Origin of the sequence: Pseudomonas sp. X4, assembly GCF_040784925.1 — a bacterium.
Lineage (GTDB): Bacteria > Pseudomonadota > Gammaproteobacteria > Pseudomonadales > Pseudomonadaceae > Aquipseudomonas > Aquipseudomonas putida_Z.
In genome coordinates this window covers 5,892,297-5,912,956 of record NZ_CP160798.1, presented here as the reverse complement: position 1 = coordinate 5,912,956, position 20,660 = coordinate 5,892,297, and the positions used below count along the sequence as shown (strand labels likewise).

The 20,660-nt window shown below is 66.6% G+C and carries 13 protein-coding genes and 1 pseudogene; 10 read left to right on the top strand and 4 right to left on the bottom strand.

Annotation, left to right across the window (positions count from 1 at the left end; genetic code table 11):
• The 3 genes and pseudogenes from ABX298_RS26315 to ABX298_RS26305 all read right to left on the bottom strand — a co-directional run bounded on the left by ABX298_RS26315 (position 1) and on the right by ABX298_RS26305 (position 2,684).
• Positions 1–795, bottom strand: a complete 795-nt coding sequence (locus ABX298_RS26315) for an ABC transporter permease (protein WP_025339622.1) — start codon at positions 793–795, stop codon at positions 1–3.
• Between the two features lie 4 nt (positions 796–799).
• A complete protein-coding gene (locus ABX298_RS26310) occupies positions 800–1,669 on the bottom strand; it encodes an ABC transporter permease (protein ID WP_367393893.1) in 870 nt (289 codons plus the stop codon).
• Positions 1,666–2,684, bottom strand: a pseudogene (locus ABX298_RS26305) (ABC transporter ATP-binding protein). Before ABX298_RS26305 ends, ABX298_RS26310 begins: the two are co-directional and overlap by 4 nt.
• Before the next feature lie 249 nt (positions 2,685–2,933).
• Between ABX298_RS26305 and ABX298_RS26300 the strand changes: the two are divergent.
• A complete protein-coding gene (locus ABX298_RS26300; RefSeq protein WP_286919897.1) occupies positions 2,934–3,761 on the top strand; it encodes an IclR family transcriptional regulator in 828 nt (275 codons plus the stop codon).
• A 209-nt stretch (positions 3,762–3,970) separates the two neighbouring features.
• On the opposite strand, the gene ABX298_RS26295 is transcribed toward ABX298_RS26300, so the two are convergent.
• Complete coding sequence (locus ABX298_RS26295) at positions 3,971–5,824, bottom strand: ABC transporter ATP-binding protein (RefSeq protein WP_367393892.1); 1,854 nt, start codon at positions 5,822–5,824, stop codon at positions 3,971–3,973.
• 1,074 nt (positions 5,825–6,898) lie between these two features.
• Here ABX298_RS26295 and ABX298_RS26290 point away from each other — a divergent pair.
• Genes ABX298_RS26290 through bcsC form a run of 9 tightly spaced genes read left to right on the top strand, consistent with a single transcriptional unit; the run spans position 6,899 to position 20,608 of the window.
• The gene (locus tag ABX298_RS26290; RefSeq protein WP_367393891.1) at positions 6,899–8,389 is read left to right on the top strand and encodes a BcsE family c-di-GMP-binding protein; all 1,491 of its coding nucleotides are present in this window, start codon (positions 6,899–6,901) and stop codon (positions 8,387–8,389) included.
• Positions 8,386–8,571, top strand: coding sequence for a cellulose biosynthesis protein BcsF (gene bcsF / locus ABX298_RS26285; RefSeq protein ID WP_367393890.1), 186 nt, complete (start codon positions 8,386–8,388; stop codon positions 8,569–8,571). The genes ABX298_RS26290 and bcsF overlap by 4 nt, the downstream gene beginning before the upstream one ends.
• On the top strand, positions 8,564–10,183 hold the full coding sequence (gene bcsG / locus ABX298_RS26280; RefSeq protein WP_367393889.1) for a cellulose biosynthesis protein BcsG: 1,620 nt from the start codon (positions 8,564–8,566) through the stop codon (positions 10,181–10,183). Before bcsF ends, bcsG begins: the two co-directional genes overlap by 8 nt.
• Positions 10,180–10,398, top strand: a complete 219-nt coding sequence (gene bcsR / locus ABX298_RS26275) for a cellulose biosynthesis protein BcsR (RefSeq protein ID WP_025339608.1) — start codon at positions 10,180–10,182, stop codon at positions 10,396–10,398. Before bcsG ends, bcsR begins: the two co-directional genes overlap by 4 nt.
• Entirely contained in the window at positions 10,395–11,102 is a 708-nt protein-coding gene (bcsQ, locus tag ABX298_RS26270) for a cellulose biosynthesis protein BcsQ (protein WP_075045574.1), read from the top strand. Before bcsR ends, bcsQ begins: the two co-directional genes overlap by 4 nt.
• Positions 11,099–13,708, top strand: coding sequence for a UDP-forming cellulose synthase catalytic subunit (bcsA, locus tag ABX298_RS26265; protein ID WP_286919893.1), 2,610 nt, complete (start codon positions 11,099–11,101; stop codon positions 13,706–13,708). Before bcsQ ends, bcsA begins: the two co-directional genes overlap by 4 nt.
• On the top strand, positions 13,705–15,987 hold the full coding sequence (bcsB, locus tag ABX298_RS26260) for a cellulose biosynthesis cyclic di-GMP-binding regulatory protein BcsB (protein ID WP_367393888.1): 2,283 nt from the start codon (positions 13,705–13,707) through the stop codon (positions 15,985–15,987). The genes bcsA and bcsB overlap by 4 nt, the downstream gene beginning before the upstream one ends.
• The gene (bcsZ, locus tag ABX298_RS26255) at positions 15,987–17,102 is read left to right on the top strand and encodes a cellulose synthase complex periplasmic endoglucanase BcsZ (RefSeq protein ID WP_367393887.1); all 1,116 of its coding nucleotides are present in this window, start codon (positions 15,987–15,989) and stop codon (positions 17,100–17,102) included. The genes bcsB and bcsZ overlap by 1 nt, the downstream gene beginning before the upstream one ends.
• Positions 17,090–20,608, top strand: a complete 3,519-nt coding sequence (gene bcsC / locus ABX298_RS26250; protein WP_367393886.1) for a cellulose synthase complex outer membrane protein BcsC — start codon at positions 17,090–17,092, stop codon at positions 20,606–20,608. Before bcsZ ends, bcsC begins: the two co-directional genes overlap by 13 nt.
• Positions 20,609–20,660 lie beyond the last annotated feature (52 nt).

Genomic DNA, 20,660 nt, shown 5'->3' with positions numbered 1-20,660 from the left:
TCATTGCTTGCCCACCAGCACGCGGTCCAGGCCATATACGCGGTCCAGGGCGACCATGGTCAGGGCGGTGACGGCGATCACCAGCGCCGAGACGGCGGCCATCATCGGGTCGATGGATTCGGTGGCGTATACGTACATGCGCACTGGCAGGGTCTGGGTGGCAGGCGAGGTGACGAAGATCGACAGGGTCACTTCGTCGAAGCTGTTGATGAACGCCAGCAGCCAGCCGCCGGCCACACCGGGCAGGATCATCGGCAGGGTGACCTTGCAGAACAGCGTGACCCGGCCAGCACCCAGGCTTTGCGCGGCCTGCTCGGCGCTGCGATCGATACCGATGGCTGCAGCCAGTACCAGGCGCAGCACGTAAGGGGTGATCACCACGACATGGGCGAACACCAGCCAGGCGAAGCTGCCATTGACGCCCAGCAAGGCGAACAGCCGCAGCAAGGCCACACCCAGCACCAGGTGCGGGATGATGATCGGCGACAGCAGCAGGCCGTTGAGAAAGCCTTGGCCGGGGAAGCTGTAGCGGGTGATCGCCAGGCCCGCCGGCACGGCGATCAAAGTGGCCAGCGAGGCAGCCAGGGCCGCGAGTTTCAGGCTGTTGTAGAACGCATCGAGGAAATCGGCACGCTCGAACACGGCGCTGAACCAGCGCAGCGAAAAGCCGGCGGTGGGCAGGCTCAGGGTGTTTTCCGGGGTGAATGCCACCAGGCACACCACCACCAGCGGGGCGAGCATGAACAGCATCACCAGGGCGTGAAAGGAAAGGGCCAGCGGGCCGTTACGGGTCATCGGTTCAGACTCCAAGTGCGCGTTTGTAGCGGCGTTCGACCAGCCGGTTCCAACTGAGCATCACCAGCAGGTTGATCAGCAGCAGGGCCACGGCGATGGTGGCACCCATCGGCCAGTTCAGTTCGGCCAGGTACTGGTCGTAGATCATGGTGGCGACCATCTTCAGCCGGCGCCCGCCCAGCAGGCCGGGAATGGCGAACGAACTGGCGGCCAGGCCGAACACGATCAGCGTGCCCGACAGCACGCCGGGCATGATCTGTGGCAGCACGATGCGGCGGAACACCGTCCACTGGCTGGCACCCAGTGACAGCGCGGCTTGCTCGGCAGCCGGGTCGAGCTTCTGCAGCGAGGTCCACACCGGGATGATCATGAACGGCAGCATCACGTGGACCAGGCCGATGATCACCGCAAAGGGCGTGTACAGCAGCTTCACCGGCTGCCCGCCGAGGGCAATGATGCCCTGGTTGACCAGGCCGTCGGCGCCCAGCAGCAGGCTCCAGCCGAAGGCCCGCACTACCACCGAAATCAGCAGCGGGGTCAGCACCAGGATCAGGAAGATCGAGCGCCACGGCGCGCCCATGCGGCTGAGCACCAAGGCCTCGGGGATGCCGATCAGCACGCAAAGCAGGGTGACCAGGGCGCTGATCCAGAAGGTGCGGAAGAAGATCTCGTAGTAGTAGGTGTCGGTCACCAGGCTCAGGTAATGGCCGAGGGTGTACTGGCCGGCCTGGATGCCGCTGCTGTAGTCGAACGCGTTGAACGACAGCAGCACGGTCAGCCCCAGTGGCACCACCAGCAAGGCCAGGAACAACAGCAGCGCCGGGCTGCTGAGGCCGTAGCCCCAGGCGCTGCTGCGCAGCTTTGCCGCGCTCATGCCGCCACCTCGCCAGCGTTCAGTACCCGTAGCAGGGCATCGTTCCAGTCCAGGCCGACCTGTGTGCCTTCATCCAGCGGTGTGTTGCCGTCGTTGGCACGCACCACGGCCAGGTTGCCCAGAGCGGTGTCGACCCGATACAGCCACTGGCTGCCGAGGAAGTAGCGGCAGCTGATGCGGCCTGCGAGCTTGCCGCTGCCGGCCGGGCCGAGGCTGATTTTTCCGGGCGCAGGCTGAGGGTCAGCGGGCCCTGGGCATTCGCCTGCGGTTGCCCGCCGGGGCCGGTTACGCCGCGCAGGCGGTTGGCCTTGCCGACAAAGTCGGAAATGAAGGGCGTACCCGGGTGTTCGTAGAGGCGGTAGGGGTCATCTACCTGGGTGATGCGCCCGGCCTCCATCACCACCACCCGGTCGCTGATCGACAAGGCCTCGGCCTGGTCGTGGGTGACCATCAAGGTGGTAATGCCGACCTCGTTCTGGATGCGACAGATCTCGAACTGCATTTCTTCACGCAGGTGGGCGTCCAGGTTGGACAGCGGTTCGTCCAGTAGCAGTACCGGCGGTTCGATCACCAGTGCGCGGGCCAGGGCCACCCGCTGACGCTGGCCGCCGGAGAGTTCGCGCGGGTAGCGCTCGGCATGCTTGTCCAGACGCACCAGCGCCAGGGCCTGGTCGACCCTGCGGGCGATGTCGGCGTTGGCCACCTTGCGCATGCGCAGGCCAAAGGCGACGTTGTCGCGCACGGTCATGTGCGGGAACAGCGCGTAGCTCTGGAACACCACGCCCAGGCCTCGGCTGGCCGGCTTGGCGTGGGTGATGTCGCGGCCGTCGAGGACAATGCGGCCGCTGGTGACCTCGACGAAGCCGGCAATCATTTGCAGGGTGGTGGTCTTGCCGCAGCCCGAAGGGCCAAGCAGCGAGACGAACTCGCCTTTCTCGATGGCCAGTGACGAGCTGGCCACTGCCTCCGTGGCGCCATAGCGCTTGCAAAGCTTGTCGATCAACAGAAAGGTCATGGCTGTGCTCCATCGCAAACGGAACCGGGGTCAACCGGCAGTTTCAGGGTGGGCAGAGCGCCAGCGGCGAAAAGCAATGCTTTTACGGACGTTGGCGCTCGCTTCTGTGGCGGCGGCCGATGTTGTGATATCGCCCTATGGACCGGAGAGTAGGGCAATGATTAGGATGGCGACAAAGGGTAATTTCACTGGGTGACAGCTATTTTGAAATTATTCCACTGAATGGAATTTTTAAGGATTGGACGAAAAATGGATTCCGATAATCGAAATGAGCAGGCCAAGGAAGTAGGTGTCAGTGCGGTGTCGCGTTTGTTCGCCGTGTTGCGTGCGCTGGGAGAATGCGGCGGCGAGGGCGAGAAGGTCAGCCAGCTGGCGCAGCGGGTTGGCCTGGCGCAACCCACAACCCACCGCCTGCTGCGCAGCCTGATTGAAGAAGGCATGGTCGATCAGTGCGCGACCAGCAAGCGCTACCGGCTGAGCCTGGATTTTTTTGCCCTGGCGGCCAAGGCCGGGCAAGCCGGCAACCTGCGCGATGTGGTGCGCCCCAGCCTGCTGCGGTTGTCGGCCTCGCTGGGCGATTCGCTGTTCCTGCTGGCGCGCTCGGGGTTCGATGCGGTGTGCCTGGACCGCAGCGAAGGGCCATACCCGATCCGTACCTTCACCGGCGATATTGGCGGCCGTGTGGCCTTGGGGGTGGGGCAGGGCAGCCTGGCAATCCTGGCCTTTCTGCCGGAGGAGGAGCGCGACGAGGTGATCCGCTACAACCTGCCGCGGCTGAAGGATTTCCACCATTACGACGAAGTCATGCTGCGCGCCGAAATCGACAATGTGCGCAGCCTCGGCTATGCCGGGCGCAATACCGGAGTGCTCGATGGCATGGCCGGCCTGGCGGTGCCGATCCTCGATCGTAACGGCCATGCGGTGGCGGCCCTGAGCGTGGCGACCATCAGCGACCGCCTGGGGCCCAACCGCATGCCAACCGTGGTGGCGCTGCTCAAGCGCGAGGCGGCGGCGATTGGCGAGCGGGTCAACCCGTTCGACCCGGTGCTGCGCCGGCCTTCGCATGTGTTTGGTTGAGCTGCAGGCCCGGAGAACTCAGTACGCAAGCGGTGTGGGAGCGGGCGTGCCCGCGAAGAATCCAACGCGGTGCCTGGCACCGGCTCCGCCGGTGTTCGCGGGCGCGCCCGCTCCCACAGAGCCTCGCTAAATCAATGAGTTATGTGTTGTTCTATGAGGGCGGGCGTGCCCGCGAAGAATCCAACGCGGTACCTGATCCCACCTCCTGCCTACTCCATCGCCTCGGCCACGCCCTGGTCCTCACCCAGGAACCCGCCGCTCTGGTGCTGCCACAACCGTGCATAAGTACCATTCTTCGCCAGCAGTTGCGCATGGGTGCCTTGCTCGATGATGCGCCCTTCATCCATCACGATCAGCCGGTCCATGGCCGCAATCGTCGACAACCGGTGGGCGATGGCGATGACGGTCTTGCCTTTCATCATTTCATCCAGGCTTTCCTGAATGGCCACTTCCACTTCCGAGTCCAGCGCACTGGTGGCTTCGTCCAGCAGCAGGATCGGCGCGTTCTTCAGCATCACCCGGGCAATGGCGATGCGCTGGCGCTGGCCACCAGACAGCTTGATGCCGCGCTCTCCCACCAAAGTGTCGTAACCGGTGTTGCCCTGGCGGTCGCTGAGCTGGCTGATGAAACCATCGGCCTGGGCATTGGCCGCAGCGGCGCGGATCTGCGCTTCGGTGGCATCTGGGCGGCCATAGGCGATGTTGTCGCGAATCGAGCGGTGCAGCAGCGAGGTGTCCTGGGTGACCATGCCGATGGCGCTGCGCAGGCTGTCCTGGGTGACCTTGGCCACGTTCTGCCCGTCGATGCGGATTTCCCCACGGTCCACGTCGTAGAAGCGCAGCAGCAGGTTGATCAAGGTGGACTTGCCAGCGCCGGAGCGGCCGACCAAACCGACTTTTTCGCCCGGGCGGATGTGCAGGCTCAGGTCGTCGAGCACCTGGCGCTCGCCGTTGTAGTTGAAGCCGACCTTGTCGAAACTCACCGCGCCCCCCTTGGTTACCAGCTCGGCAGCGCCGGGCGCATCCGTTACCTTGGGGCCGCGGGTGAGGGTGGCCATGCCGTCCTGCACGGTGCCGATGTTTTCGAACAGCGAGGTTATCTCCCACATGATCCAGTGCGACATGCCGTTGATACGCAAGGCCATGGCGGTGATCGCCGCCACCGCGCCGGTGCCGACCTGGCCCTGGTGCCACAGCCACAGCGCATAGCCACCGGCAGCAATGATCAAGCCCACCACCAGCGCCTGGTTGACGATTTCGAACTGGCTGACCAGACGCATCTGGCGAAAACCGGTCTGCTTGAAGTCCTCCATGGCTGCGCGCGCGAAGTGCGCTTCGCGGTTGGCGTGCGAGAACAGTTTCACCGTGGTGATGTTGGTGTAGGCGTCAGAAACCCGCCCGGTCATCGATGATCGGGCGTTGGCCTGCTCCTGGCCGACCTTGCCCAGGCGTGGCACGAAATACAGCATGGCCAGGCCGAACAGCACGACCCAGGCAATGAATGGCAGCATCAGTTTCAGGGCAAAGCCACCGGCCAGGGCAATGATCGCGATGAAGTACACACCGATCCCGGGCAGGATCTCGATGAGGGTGAACAACACATCGCGTACCGCCAGCGCCGTCTGCATCACCTTGGTGGTGACCCGGCCGGAAAACTCGTCAGAAAAGAACGACAGGCTCTGGCGCAGCATCAGCCGGTGAAAGTCCCAACGCAGGCGCAGCGGCAAGTTGATCGCCAGTACCTGGTGCTGAAGCATGGTGCGCAGCGCCACCAACCCGATGCTGACCAGCAGGACGATACCGATGCCCCACAGCACCCGGGTTTCTTCGGGGCCGACGGCACCGCCGGCCTGCCAGTCCGAGAGCAGGTCCACGACCTGGCCGAGGAAGGCGAACAGCCAGGCTTCGTAGATCGATACCCCGGCACTGAACAGCGCAAGCGCCAGGATGTAGCCGCGCGCGCCACGGGTGCAGGCCCACATGAAGCGCAACAGGCCAACTGGTGGCGGTGGTATCTCGTCAGGGGGGAAGGGGTCGAGCCATCGTTCAAAAATACGCAGCATGCTTGTCTCCGAAAATCAGCTTGTGCCTGGCGCTAACCATACAGATCACTCAGGCGTGCAGGGGTTCGTGCAGTGTCGTTCTGGCACTCGCTGACCGGCTTGCCGCTGTCCAGCGCTTCCAGCACGGTCCACCGCGTCGCCTGCTTCGCGGGTGAACCCGCTCCCACAGGTACGGCGTAGGCTTCAGGCTCACGCTGTACCTGTGGGAGCGGCTTTAGCCGCGAACACCGGCAGAGCCGGTGCCATCCACCGCGTCGCCTGCTTCGCGGGCATGCCCGCTCCCACAGGTTCTGCGCGGGCTTCGGGCTCACGCTGTACCTGTGGGAGCGGCCGTGGCCGCGAACACCGGCGCAGCCGGTGCCATCCACCGCGTCGCCTGCTTCGCGGGTGAACCCGCTCCCACAGGTACGGCGCAGGCTTCAGGCTCACGCTGTACCTGTGGGAGCGGCTTTAGCCGCGAACACCGGCGTAGCCGGTGCCATCCACCGCGTCGCCTGCTTCGCGGGCTTGCCCGCTCCCACAGGTGCGGCGCAGGCTTCAGGCTCACGCTGTACCTGTGGGAGCGGCTTTAGCCGCGAACACCGGCGCAGCCGGTGCCATCCACCGCGTCGCCTGCTTAGCGGACATGCCCGCTCCCAAAGGTACGGCGTGGGCTTCGGGCTCACACTGTACCTGTAGGAGCGGCCGTGGCCGCGAACACCGGCGCAGCCGGTGCCATCCACCGCGTCGCCTGCTTCGCGGGCATGCCCGCTCCCACAGGTCCGGCGCAGGCTTCGGGCTCATGTTGTACATGAGGCAGCCTTGTGCTGCGAAGCGCTGCGCGGGCGGCGCTCGATCTCACAGGCATCAAACATCCCAGACATGTACCTGCTGCTAACAATTTTTTGCAATTCATTACATTTCTGCTTGATTTCATTTTGCCTCCCTGCTGTAGAATTGACGGGTTCGGTTGTTCGTCAGTCATTTTGTTGTTTTTTTGACGCTATTCATCGAGCCTCAGCGGCGCATGTGCCCGCAGCCACCTCTCAGAGCCGTTTCAATCTACTTTTCAGAGCCAGTGTTTTGACGAATGGAATGCCGTGGTTGGCTATTTCCGGCTTAGGCGCCGAAAGCAGCCAGCTTCATGTACAAGGACTGTATTGGTTGGCCTGCGACAACGCAGAAGACGCCACCGTGCTATGCCGCCAGGTGGTCGGGGGGCTGCCCGAGCACGTTCGCGCAGCCCTGGTCGCCGATGCGCAAGCCATCGGTGATGTGCTGAGTGCGCTCGATGCCGCGCAGGGCCCAGCCGAACTGGCGCTGTACGAAGCCGACCTGCAAGCCGCCCGGCACCTGGTCGATGACCTGCCGCGTATCGACGCCGCCGGGCGTGTGCTGGTGCTGTTGGCGCCCGCCGACGTCTGGGGTGCCGGCAACGTCGAAAGCTGGTGCAACGCGCTGCGCCCGGTCCTGTTGGCCGAGGCCACGCTATTGCTGGTCATCAGCAGCGGCCAGAGTGCCGGGCTGGTAGAGCGCCTGCGGGCGTTCAACCAGGGCGTCGATGGCCTGGCCCAGGTGTACCGCGGCAAAGGCGGGGTGCGCTACCTGCAGCATTTCTGGAGCAACCCGCTCGGCAAGACCGGTACGCGCGATGTGGAACTGGCGCGGCTTGAAGCAGGCTTCGCTGCCGCCGGGGCGCCGCAGGCCCCCAGCGACACCGGTGGCGACGAGCTGTTGTGCCTGGCCCAGCGCCCGGTACTGGAAGGTGCGCCAGCCTTCTCCGAGCACTGGCAGGTCTGCGAGAGCCTCGAGGAACTGGGTGCCAAGGCTGGCAGGGCGGTTTCCGCCACGGTCATCTTTGCCATGGACGGCGGGCAGCGCCTGGATAGCCTGGCGCGCCAGTTGCACCGCTTGCGCCAGTTGCGTGGCAGTGCCTTGAAGCTGGTGGTGCGCGAGATGGCACCAACCCTGCGCTACCAGGACGAACAACTGCTGCTGGCCTGCGGGGCCAGCCAGATCGTGCCGTTCGGTGCCAGCCTGTCGCGCTTTCTGACCATGGTCGAGAGCATCCAGGGTTACCTCTGGCGCCGGCGCCTGCCAAGCGATTTCGATGCCTTGCTCGCACGCCTGCGGCCGCTGGCTATCTGCGGGCTGGTGGCGCCGCGCGCGTTCGCCGAAGCGGTGCAGACCATGTGGCACGGGGTGCGCAACGGCGAAATCGCCCACCAGTTGCTGGTGTTGCGCCCGGCCCCTGGCCTGACCCCGCTGCAAGCCTGTTCCCGCACGGTGTTCCGCCGCGACGGCGACATCGCCTGCGTGGTGGGCGATGTGCTGTTCCTGTTCCTGTTCGCCTGCCGCTCCGAAGGCGTCGAGCAAGCCCTTGACCACATCTTCCAGTTGTCGTGGAAAGAGTTGTTCATCAGCCAGGAGGTGCTTGCCGGTGTCGACAGCCTGGCCACCCCGGCTTTCCTCGACGACAGCGTGCCACAGCCACCCCGGCTCGACGCGGCGGCGCAGCTGCCCACCCAGGCCAGGCCGGCCCTGGCTCCGCGCCGGGTGGCCCTGTGCAAGCGGGGTACGCAATGAACTTCGTGCAACTGCTGCAAGTGGTCGGCGTCACGGCGCTGGTCACCTTGGCGCTGGCCCTGCTGCTGTTGCGCCTGCGCGCCACGCTGCGCGGCTGGTTGCGCCGCCGCCTTCCACCTCGTTACCTGAAACCGCTGGGCGTACGCCACCGCGCTGCACGCCAGGAACCCCGTAATGACTAATACATCCGCCACCCTCCCGGTACCGGCCCGCTGGCCTGGACTGGGAGGGTGGAACCTTTACTTCCTGGCCAAGTTCCTGCTGGTCGCCCTTGGCATGCTCGACTTCCAGGCGCTGCCGAACCTGTTGTTCGCCGCGTTTCTGCTGCTGCCGTTGCCGGGCAGGTGGCTGCGAATCGCGCGGCAGCTGGTGGCCGTACCGGTCGGCATCGCGTTGTTCTACCAGGACACCTGGCTGCCGCCCTTCAGCCGCCTGCTGGCGCAGCCGGGGGTGTTCGATTTCACGTGGGACTACCTGCTCGAACTGCTCGGCCGCTTCATCAACTGGAACCTGCTGGGGGCGCTGGCGCTGTTGCTGGTGGGTTACCTGTACCTGCGCCATTGGCTGCGGCTGAGTACCTTGAGCCTGCTGGGGGTGGCGTGGCTGGCGGTCGGCGGCCTGCCAGCGCTGGGGTTCAATGCGGGCCAGGCGCCTGGCGCCGCGGCTGCCAGCCCCACCGAGCAGGCGCAGGCCACCGCGGTTGCCGACAATGCCACGCTCGACAGCTGGCTCGAGCGGTTCTTCGCCAGTGAGCGTGAACGGGTGACAGCATTCCCGGCCATGAAGGCCGATGAGCAGCCGTTCGACCTGCTGGTGATCAACATCTGCTCGCTGGCCTGGGATGACCTGTCTGCCGTCGGGCTGCGTGACAACCCGCTGTTCTCGCGCCTGGACGTGATCTTCGACCAGTTCAACTCGGCCACGTCCTATAGCGGGCCGGCCGCCATCCGCGTGCTGCGTGCCAGCTGCGGGCAGTCGTCCCACGCCGGGCTGTATCAGCCGGCCCCGGAGCAGTGCCTGTTGTTCCAGAACCTGGCTAGGCTCGGTTTCCAGAGTAACACCTTGCTCAACCACAGCGGCCGCTTCGACAACTTCATCGGCGATATCACCCAGCAGCACATGCCTCAACCCGGCCTGCGCAACACCGACTTCCCGCGGGCACTGGTCGGCTTCGACGGTTCGCCGATCGCCAGCGACCTGGAGGTGCTGCGCCGCTGGTGGGGGCAGCGCAAAGGCGCTCCGGCCGAGCATGTGTCGCTGTTCTACAACAGCATCAGCCTGCATGACGGCAACCGTATCGTCACCGCCGACGGCGGTACCCGCGTGGCCGATTACGCCACCCGCGCCACCCGGCTGTTCGGCGAGCTTGGCAGCTTCCTCGATGACCTGGAGCGCAGCGGCCGCCGCGTGGTCGTGGCCATTGTCCCGGAACATGGCGCCGCGCTGCACGGCGACCGCATGCAGCTGTCGGGCATGCGTGAAATCCCCACCCCATCGATTACCCATGTGCCGGTGGGCCTGAAGTTCATCGGCATGGGCCAGCCTGCCCGCAGCGAGCCGCTGCACGTCTCGGCACCCACCAGCTACCTGGCGCTGTCCGAGCTGATCTCGCGCGTGTATGCGGGCCTGGGCCAGCAGCAGGTGCTGGATGTGCCCAGCCTGCTGAGCGACCTGCCGACCACCGAACAGGTCGCGGAAACCTCAGGTGCGCAAGTACTGAACTACCAGGGGCGCGCCTACATGCGCCTGCAAGGCCAGCCCGACTGGCAGCCTGTCCCGAAGGAGCGCCCATGATCACTGGCAAGGCAGACCCTGCCGACCGCAGCGACGATATCGCCCAGTTGCGCCAGCACCTGGACATGCCGGACCTGAACTACCAGGACATCTCATTGCTGGTGGGTGTCCAGCAGGCCTTGCAGCGCTGGCCGCTGCTGGGTGAAAGCTGCCGGAGCAGCGCCCAGGGCACCTTGTACACGGCGGCGCCGCGGCGCCAGGTGCTGTCGCCATGACCAGCCTGGCGTTGCACGGCGTTCGCGGTGGCCTGGGGCGCAGTGCCTTGCTGGCCGCGCTGGGGCATGCGTTGCAGGGCGTAGGTGAGCGGGTGCTGCTGGTCGACCTGTGCCCAAGCAACCTGCTCGGCCTGCACTTCAATCTGCCCCTCGACACGCACGAGGGCTGGGCGCTTGCCGAGCGGGAAGGGCGGCCATACAGCGATGCCATGTACGAGGTGCTCGATGGCCTGTGCCTGATGCCGTTCGGCAATCTGCCTGCCGGCACGCGGCCGCCGTTGCCCGATGCTGAAGCCTGGCGCGCGCGACAGGCCGAGCTGGCCGAACACTTCGACTGGTTGCTGTTCGATCTGCCGCAACTGCCGGCCGATGCCGCTGGCCAAAGCGTCGAGACTGACGTGCGGGTGTTGGTGGCCGAGGCCGAAATGGCCAGCCACCTGCTGCTCGGGCGCCGGCAGGTCGAGCACTACGACCTGTTGCTGGTCAACCGCTACGACCCCGCCAGCCGCTTGCAGAGCGACCTGCTGATGGTGTGGCGCGACCTGTTCCGTGATCGCCTGCCGATCCAGGTGGTGCACCGCGACGAGGCGTTCCTCGAGGCCCTGGCGTGCAAGGCACCGCTTGGCCACTACGCGCCGCAGAGCCTGGCTTGCCGGGACGTGCAGAGCCTGGCGGTGCGCTGCCTGACGAGGCGCCAGTCGTGACCCTGACCCCTCTGTCGGCCTACGCCTGGTTCCGCACACGTGGCGCGCGGCGGCCGGTCGCGTGGCTGTTTACCCTTGGCGTGTGGCTGGCCTTCCTGTTCCTGCGCCTGGAGTCGCCTGCCTGGCAAGCCCTGTTGGCCGAGCGGCAGCGGCTGTACCCGCAACTGGCGGGCAAGCGCCCAAGCCTGGGCGACCCGCTGCGCCTGCTGATCCAGAGCCTGTGGCTGCTGGTCCGGCGCCAACCGCTGCCTCGCGAGCCGGGGTTTGCCCGGCGTGCCTGGGTGGCAGTGCGTGCGCAGCTGCGCGGTATGCGCCAGGTGCTGCGCCGCTACCATGGCCTGCTGATCGACCGTCTGCAGCAGCTGCCTGCGCGCTACCGCGCCAGTGCTTTCAAGCAGCAAGCCTCGGCACGCCTGCGCGGCTTGAGCGTGTTCGCCCGGTGGGTTTTCTACGGCGTGCTGACCCTGGGCGCCATCGGCCTGGCCGTGCTGTGCGTGACCGAACCGTTCGGCTACCTGGCGCAGCTGGTGTTCATCTGCCTGCTGCTGGGCATCGCCCTGCTGGTGCGGCACATGCCGGGCCGCTTCCCGACCCTGATGCTGATCGTGCTGTCGACGCTGATCTCCTGCCGCTACCTGTGGTGGCGCTACACCTCGACCCTGAACTGGAACGACACCACGGGCCTTGTGTGCGGGGTGATCCTGCTGGCGGCAGAAACCTATTCGTGGTTCGTGCTGATCCTGGGCTACATCCAGACCAGCTGGCCGTTGCAGCGCAAGCCGGCGAACCTGCCGGCAAATCCGGCGCACTGGCCGACCGTCGACCTGATGATTCCCACCTACAACGAAGACTTGTCGGTGGTGCGCACCACGGTGCTGGCCGCCCTGGGCCTGGACTGGCCGCGCGAGTGCCTGCGCATCTATATCCTCGACGACGGCCGGCGCGAGGCGTTCCGTGCGTTCGCCGACGAAGTGGGGGTGGGCTATATCGTGCGGCCGGACAACAAGCACGCCAAGGCCGGCAACCTCAACCATGCGCTGGGCGTGACCGACAGCGAGCTGATCGCCATTTTCGACTGCGACCACGTGCCGGTGCGCTCCTTTCTGCAAATGACAGTCGGCTGGTTCCTCAAGGACCCGAAGCTGGCATTGGTGCAGACGCCACACCATTTCTTCTCGCCCGACCCGTTCGAGCGCAACCTGGGCTCGTTCCGCCGTCGCCCCAATGAAGGCGAGCTGTTCTACGGCCTGATCCAGGATGGCAACGACATGTGGAACGCGGCGTTCTTCTGCGGCTCGTGTGCCGTGCTGCGCCGTACCGCGCTGGAGAGCATCGGCGGTTTCGCCGTCGAAACCGTGACCGAAGATGCCCATACCGCCTTGCGCATGCACCGCCAGGGTTGGTCATCGGCCTACCTGAGCATTCCGCAGGCGGCCGGCCTGGCCACCGAGAGCCTGTCGGCGCACATCGGCCAGCGCATTCGCTGGGCCCGGGGCATGGTGCAGATCTTCCGTACCGACAACCCGCTGTTCGGCCGTGGGCTGAGCCTGTTCCAGCGGGTGTGCTATGCCAACGCCATGCTGCACTTCCTGGCCGGCCTGCCACGGCTGGTGTTCCTGACCGCGCCGCTGGCGTTCCTGTTGCTGCATGCCTACATCATCTACGCCCCGGCGTTGATGATCCTGCTGTACGTGCTGCCGCACATGATCCACGCCAGCCTGACCAACTCGCGCATGCAGGGCAAGTACCGGCAGACCTTCTGGGGCGAGGTCTACGAGACCGTGCTGGCCTGGTACATCGCCCGCCCGACCACGGTCGCGCTGTTCGCGCCGAAGAAGGGCAAGTTCAACGTCACCGCCAAGGGCGGCCTGATGGAGCAGGAGCAGTTCGACTGGCGCATCGCCCAACCCTACCTGTGGCTGGCGGCGCTCAACGTGGCCGGCCTGGGCTTCGCCGTGTGGCGCCTGTTCACCGGCCCGGCGGCGGAAATCGGCACGGTGATCGTCAGCTCGCTGTGGGTGATCTACAACCTGCTGATCATCGGCGCCGCCGTCGCCGTGGCTGCCGAAGTGCGCCAGGTGCGCCGCGCCCACCGGGTGCAGATGCGCTTGCCGGCGGGGCTGGTGCTGGCCAGCGGTCACGCCTACCCCTGTACCCTGGTCGACTATTCCGACGGCGGTGTCGGCCTGCAATTGCACCGGGGCCTCGAGTTGCAAGCGGGGGAGCGGGTGCGCCTGCTGCTCAACCGCGGCCAGCGCGAGTTCGCCTTCCAGGCCTGTGTCACCCGCACCGTCGGGCAACACGTGGGCCTGGTGTTCCATGACCTTGGCCAGCAACAGCGTATCGACCTGGTCCACTGCACCTTTGCCCGCGCCGATGCCTGGCTTGGCTGGAACGAGCAGCACGAGGTCGATCGCCCGCTGCGCAGCCTGGTCGACGTGCTGAAGCTGGGCGGTGTCGGTTACCTGCGGCTGGTCGAACACTTGCCGCCATGGGTGCGGGCGTGGCTGCGCCCACTGCACGCGCTGGCGAACTGGCTGGCCAGCTACAGGCCCCGCACACCGCAGCCTGTCCCTTTCTTGAACCCTGTTGATCGAGACGCATGATGACTGGTTATCCCGCGCGTACCTGGGGCCTGGCGATGGCGCTGCTTGCTGCCTTGTCGCAAAGCGCCGCTGCCGCCTCTGTCGCCCCGCTTGCCGAACCAGCCGTACCCACGGTGCCGAACTGGGCGGTTGCGAAAACCTTCGAGCAGCTCGGGCATGCCTCCGACAGCCTGCTGCTGGGGGTGCGCAACAGCGAGCATATCGAGTTCGGCCTGCGGCGCGACCGCCTGGCCACCGACGCCAGCCTGCAGCTGGACTACACGCCATCGCCCGCGCTGTTGCCGAACCTGTCGCACCTGCGCGTGTACCTGAATGACGAACTGATGGGCGTGGTGCCGGTGGAAAAGGACCAGCTTGGCCAGCGCGTGCGCCGTCAGCTGCCGCTGGACCCGAAGCTGCTCAGCGATTTCAACCGAGTACGCCTGGAGTTCGTCGGGCATTACACCGACATCTGCGAAGACCCTGCGCACAGCGGCCTGTGGCTGAACCTGAACCGCAAGAGCCAGGTGCAGCTGCACGAACAGGCCCTGGCCCTGGACAACGACCTGGCGTACTTCCCGCTGCCGTTCTTTGATGTGCGCGACACCGGCAAGGTAACGCTGCCGGTGGTGTTCAGCGGCGTGCCGAGCCTGGGCGAGCAGCGTGCGGCGGCGATCCTGGCGTCCTACTTCGGCAGCCAGGCCGGTTGGCGCAAGGCGACCTTCCCGGTGCTGTACGGCAGCCTGCCGGCCCGTGGCGACAAACCCACGCCGAGCATCGTGTTTGCCAGCAACGACCGTCGCCCGGCCTTCCTTGCCGACCTGCAGCAATTCCCGCCGGTCGACGGCCCGGTACTGCAGATGATCGACCACCCGGACGACCGTTTCAGCAAGGTGCTGCTGGTGCTGGGCCGCAACGACGATGACCTGGTCAAGGCCGCCTCGGCGCTGGCGGTTGGCAACAACCTGTTCCGCGGTGCCCGGGTGAAGGTCGAGCAGATGACGGCACTGCAGCCGCGCCAGCCTTACGATGCGCCGAACTGGACACGCACCGACCGCCCGGTGCGCTTCGCCGAGCTGCTCGATTACCCCGAGCAGCTGCAGGTCAGTGGCCTGCAACCACGGCCGGTGACGCTGGAGCTGAACCTGCCGCCGGACTTGTTCGTCTGGCGCAACCAGGGCATTCCGCTGCGTACGCTGTACCGCTACACGGCCCCGGCAGTGAGCGACGAATCGCGCCTGAGCATCAGCGTCAACGACCAGTACATCACCAGCATGCCGCTGGTGGGCAATGACCGGCGCGGCGGTACGCTCGAGGAAATGCGCCTGGCGGTGCTGTCCGGTGACAACAGCGCATTGACCGAAAAGTCGCTGGTACCGGCGTTGAAGATCGGCGACCGCAACCGCCTGCGCTTCGATTTCAGCTTTGCCAGCACCCTGGGTAGCGCCCAGCGCGACCGCTGTCAGACCTCGTTGCCGGTGGATGTGCGCGCGGCGATCGACGACAACTCGACCATCGACCTGTCCGGTTACCACCACTACATCGCCATGCCCGACCTGCGCGCATTCGCCCGCAGCGGCTTCCCGTTCAGCCGCATGGCCGACCTTTCCGAAACGCTGGTCGTCATGCCGGCCAGGCCCACGGCGATGCAGGTGGGCACCTTGCTCGATGCGGTCGGCGGGCTGGCCGGGCAGATCGGCTACCCGGCGCTTGGCCTGCGGCTGGTCGATGACTGGAAGCAGGCCGCAGCGGCCGATGCCGACTTGCTGCTGCTCGGCAGCCTGCCTGAGGCGCTGGGGGAGGCGCCCAACCTTGGCCTGCTGCTCAGTGCCCAGCGGGACTGGCTGCTGCAGGGCCGTAGCACAGGGCTGCCGGGCAGCCAGCGCTTCGATACCGCGCCGGTGGCCGCGAGCAGCCGAGTGGCAGTCAGCGCGCAGGCGCCGATTGCGGCCATCACCGGGCTGAAGTCGCCCTTCCATGAGCAGCGCAGCGTCGTCGCCCTGCTGGCCAACAGCGATAGCGACCAAGCGTTGCTGCGCGATGTGCTCGGCGATGTGGGCAAGCTCGATGCGGTGGCCGGTTCGGTGACGCTGGTGCGCAGCAGCGGCGTCACCAGCCAGTTCGTCGGCGAGCACTACTTCGTAGGCGCGCTGCCGTGGTGGCTGCTGCTGTGGTTCCACCTGTCCGAGCACCCGGTGCTGCTGGCGGCGATCGCGGCCATTTGCGTGGTGCTGTTTGCCTTCCTGTTGTGGCGGGCACTGCGCTGGGCAGGCAAGCGCCGCCTGGGTGAGGCGGGGTGATGGTGCGTCAGTTGCTGGTGGGGCTGGTCGCCTTGGGCCTGCCCGTCGTCACGAGTGCCGCACCGGCTTGCAAATGGCCGGCCTGGGACCGCTTCAAGGCCGAACTGGTGAGTGTCGACGGTCGGGTCATCGACCCGAGCGACGAGCGCCTGATCACCACCTCGGAAGGGCAGAGCTATGCGCTGTTCTTCGCCCTGGTGGGCAATGACCGGCAAGCCTTCGCGCAGTTGCTGCGCTGGACCGGCAACAACCTGGCGGAGGGCGACCTGGCCCGGCATCTGCCCGCCTGGCTGTGGGGCCGTAACGGCCAGCAGCAGTGGCAGGTGCTGGATGCCAACAACGCCAGCGATGCCGACCTGTGGATTGCCTACAGCCTGCTGGAAGCCGGGCGGCTGTGGGACGAGCCGGCCTATACGCAGCTGGGCCAGCGCATGCTGTGGCGTATCGCCGCGCAGACCGTGCGCAAGCTGCCGGGCCTGGGGGTGATGCTGCTGCCGGGGGACTACGGCTTCGAGGATGCCCGCGGCGCTCGCTTGAACCCCAGCTATTTGCCGCTGCAGTTGTTCGATCGCTTCAGCCTGGTCGACCCGTTGTGGGGCGAGCTGGCGGCCAACACGCGGCGCTTGTGGCTGGCTTCGTCGCCAAAGGGCTTTGCCCCGGACTGGCTGCTGTGGACGCCAGCCGGTGAACTGGCAGCGGACCCGCAACATGGCAGTGAAGGTGACTACGACGCCATCCGCGTCTACCTGTGGGTCGGCATGCTGGCCAAGGACGCGGCGCAGCGTGCCGAACTGGTGGCCCACTATGCCCCGATGGCGGCATTGACCACGCGCCAGGGTTTGCCGCCAGAGCATGTGGATGCGCACAGCGGTGTTGCCAGTGGCCATGGCCCGGCGGGTTTCTCTGCGGCGTTGCTGCCGTTGCTGGCAGCATCGCCGGAGCACGTCGCGGGCCTGGCGGCACAGCGTCAGCGCCTGCGCGAGCAGCCAGTCGAAGCCAAGGCCTATTACAGCCAGGTGCTGGCGCTGTTTGGCCAGGGCTGGGACCAAGGCCGTTACCGTTTTGACCCGCACGGCCGCCTGTTGCCGGCCTGGAGCGCGCCATGCAGCGAATGATCGGCGTGCTGATGCTGGCGGCAGTGACCTGCCAGGCCACGGCACAACCCAAGGATGCCAGCGAACAGCGCCAATGGCTGCTGGACCAGGTGCGTCGCGGCGAGGCGCTGCATCGTGACGACCTGGTGCGCGATGCACTGGGGCGGCTGCAATTGCTCGAGCCGCGCAACCCGGATGTGTTGCTGGCGGCCCTGAGCCTGGCATTGCGCGAAAAGAACAGCACCGAGGCCGAGCAGTTGAGTGCGCGGATCAGTGCCATCGCGCCTGGCAGCTTGCAGGCACGCCAGGCCAGGCGCCTGCTCGAGCTGCAGCAGCCGGAGCGCGTGCGGCAATTGCAGCAGGCCCGCCTGCTGGCGGTCACCGGGCGCAATGAAGAGGCGCTGGCGGCCTATGAGCAGTTGTTCGCTGGTGAACCGCCAAGCCTGGAATTGGCCCTGGACTACTGGCGCGTGCGCGGCAACCTCCCAGGCCAGCGCCCTGAAGCGATCAGGCAGCTGCAGCGGCTGGACCAGCAGTACCCGGGCAGTGCCGGGCTGCGCCAGACCTTGGCCGGTTGGCTGTTCGCCGAAAATCGCGACCGCGAAGCCTTGGCCTTGCTCGACCAGCTGTCCCGCGACCCTGGCGCACGGGATGCCGCTGCCCAGCGTGAGTTCGACTACCTGTCCGGGCAAGCGGTGAGCGCCGCCAGCGCGGCGGCCTGGCAAGCGTTTCTCCAGCGTTACCCGGCCTCACCGTTGCAGGCGCAGGCCAGCGAGACCCTGCAACAGCAGCGCAAACTGCTGGCCGACCCGTCCTGGCAGGCTGGCCGGCGGGGCTTGGCATTGCTCGACAAGGGCCGCAACGCTGAAGCCGAAGCACAACTGCGCCGGGCGCTGCGCCAGTATCCGGATGATGCCAGCCTGCACGGTGCACTGGGCTATGCACTGATGCGCCAGAGCCGCTACGAAGACGCCAATGCGGCGTTCCGGGCGGCGAGCGCCAAGGAGCAAGACACCTACTGGATCAGCCAGTGGAAGGACCTGGAGTCGTCCAGCCAGTATTGGGCCCTGCTCAGCAAAGGCGAGCGGGCACTGCAGGCGAAAGACCTGCGCGCTGCCCGCGCCTTCTACCAGCAGGCACGCCAGCAGCGCCCGAAGGAGGAGTACGCCTTGCTGGGCCTGGCGGATGTCTCGCTGGCCGAAGGCGATACAGCCGCCGCCGAGCGGCAATTCCTGCAGGTTCGGCGCATGGCACCGGATAACGAAAGTGCCGTGCGCGGCCTGGTGCGTGTGTACCAGGCGCAATCGCCCGACAAGGCGCGGGCGTACCTCGACAGCCTGTCGCCTCGGCAGCAAGCGCAGTTCGCCAGCCTGCGCCGCAGCCTGGAACTCGCACGCCTGCGCCAGCAAGGTGACCAGGCCATGCAGCGTGAGGACTGGGCGGCGGCCAGCCAGGTGCTGGGCCAGGCCACGGCCTTGGCCCCCGATGAGCCCTGGCTGGTCTACCAGCTGGCCAGCAGCCTGCGCCACCTGGGGCGCACCGCCGAAGCCGACGCGGCATTCGCCAGCATCGTGCAGCGCCAGCCGGGCGACCCATCTACCCGCTATGCCCATGGCCTGTTCCTGGAGTCCAGCGACCGCGATGCGCTGGCCCTGGACAGCCTGGGCGCGGTGCCGCAGGGGGCATGGAACGCTGACATGCATGCGCTGGAGCAGCGTATCCGCCGCCGCATGACCCTGGCCTCGGCGCAGCAGCTGCAGGCGCAAGGCCGCACGGCTGAAGCGACCCGCCTGCTCGAGGCCAGCCTGGCGCGTGGCGAAGGCAGCACCGACGACCTGATGCTGCTGGCTGACTGGGCGGCGGCCAATGGTGAGCCTGGCAAGGCGCGCGGTTATTACCAGCGCGTGCTTGCCGTACAGCCTGGGCAACCCCAGGCGCGCCTTGGCGTGATCGAAAGCGCGGTGGCCGAAGGCAACCTGGCACAGGCCCGGCACATGCTGGCTGTGCAGGTACCGCAACTGGCTGCCGATGACAGCAACGCCCAGCGGCGCCTGGCGGCTGTCTGGGTCGCCTTGGGCGAACACGACCAGGCGGCCAGAATGCTCGACCAGATCGCAGCGCAGCGCCCTAGCCCCGACCCCTTGTTGCGGCGCGACGCTGCCCGCCTGGTGGCGCAGGATGACCCGCAACGGGCGCTGGACCTTTACGCCGCAGCGATGGCCGATGCGCAGATGCTCGAGCGTGCTGCCGTGTCGCCACGGGATGACCGTGCACTGACGCTGGCCAGCCGTGAGCAGGATGACGACGACTGGCTGGCACGCAGCCTGCGCAGCGACGTCGATGCGCTGTATCGCCAGCGCAATACCCATGTGACGTTGATGCACGACTACGGTTGGCGCGAGGACGACGGCACGCCGGGCACGTCCGAACTGAGTACCCAGTCGACCCTGCTGCATGTCGATACCCCTTGGCAGGACGGCACCGCCTTTGCGCGGGTGGAGCGCATCGGCATGGATGCGGGGTCGTTCGAGCAGAACGACCAGGGGCGCTATACCCCGGACTTCGGCAGCTGCCAGTTTGTTGGCAGCACCGCTGACGGGAGGTCGCTCCCCGCGTGTAAGGGCGGTTCGCAAACGGCGGACGGTAGCGTGCTGGCGCTGGGTTGGCAGGGCAGCCGCTGGGCCTTCGACCTGGGCACCACCCAGGGCTATGCGATCAACAACTGGTTGGGTGGCGCCACGGTCAACGGTGACCTCGGCCAGCTTGGCTGGTCGCTGACTGCTTCGCGGCGGCCGATGAGCAACTCGCTGTTATCGTTTGCCGGGGCACGTGACCCGCGCACAGGCGTGCGCTGGGGCGGGGTCACGGCCAATGGCGCCACACTCGGCCTGAGCTGGGACCAGGGCGGTGACAATGGCGTCTGGGCCAGCCTCGGGCACCACTGGCTGTATGGCGAAAACGTCGCCGACAACCAGCGCACCCGGGCCATGGCCGGCTGGTACCACCGCGTGGTGGAAAAAGCCGATGAGCGTGTGCGCGTGGGCCTCACGCTGATGCACTGGCGGCACGACAAGGACCTGGGCGGCTACAGCCTGGGGCAGGGCGGCTACTACAGCCCGCAGCGCTACACATCGGTTGGCGTACCGGTCAGTTATGCCTGGCGCAACTACGACTGGTCGGTGCTGCTGGAAGGCTCTGTAAGCTGGTCCCAGGCCCACAGCGGTCGCAGCCGCCTGTACCCGGACGCGCACGTCAACCGCAAGGTGCTGGCACAGTATGACGTTGGCTCCAACATAGACGCCATGAGCGACGCCAGTGACAGCAGCGGGCTGGGCTACCGCCTGCGCGGGCTGTTCGAGCGGCGCCTGAGCGACCAGTGGGTGTTGGGCGGCGGCTTCGACTGGCAGCACAGCGATGACTATGCACCTAGCCATGGCATGCTCTACCTGCGCTACCTGTTCGAGCCGTGGCGGGGCAACCTGGCGCTGCCGGTGACGCCGCTGGAGCCCTATAGCGAGTGGCGTTGATTTCGAATGCAGACGCTGTGTGCGGATTTACCCGTGAAGAGTCGGGCCTGCA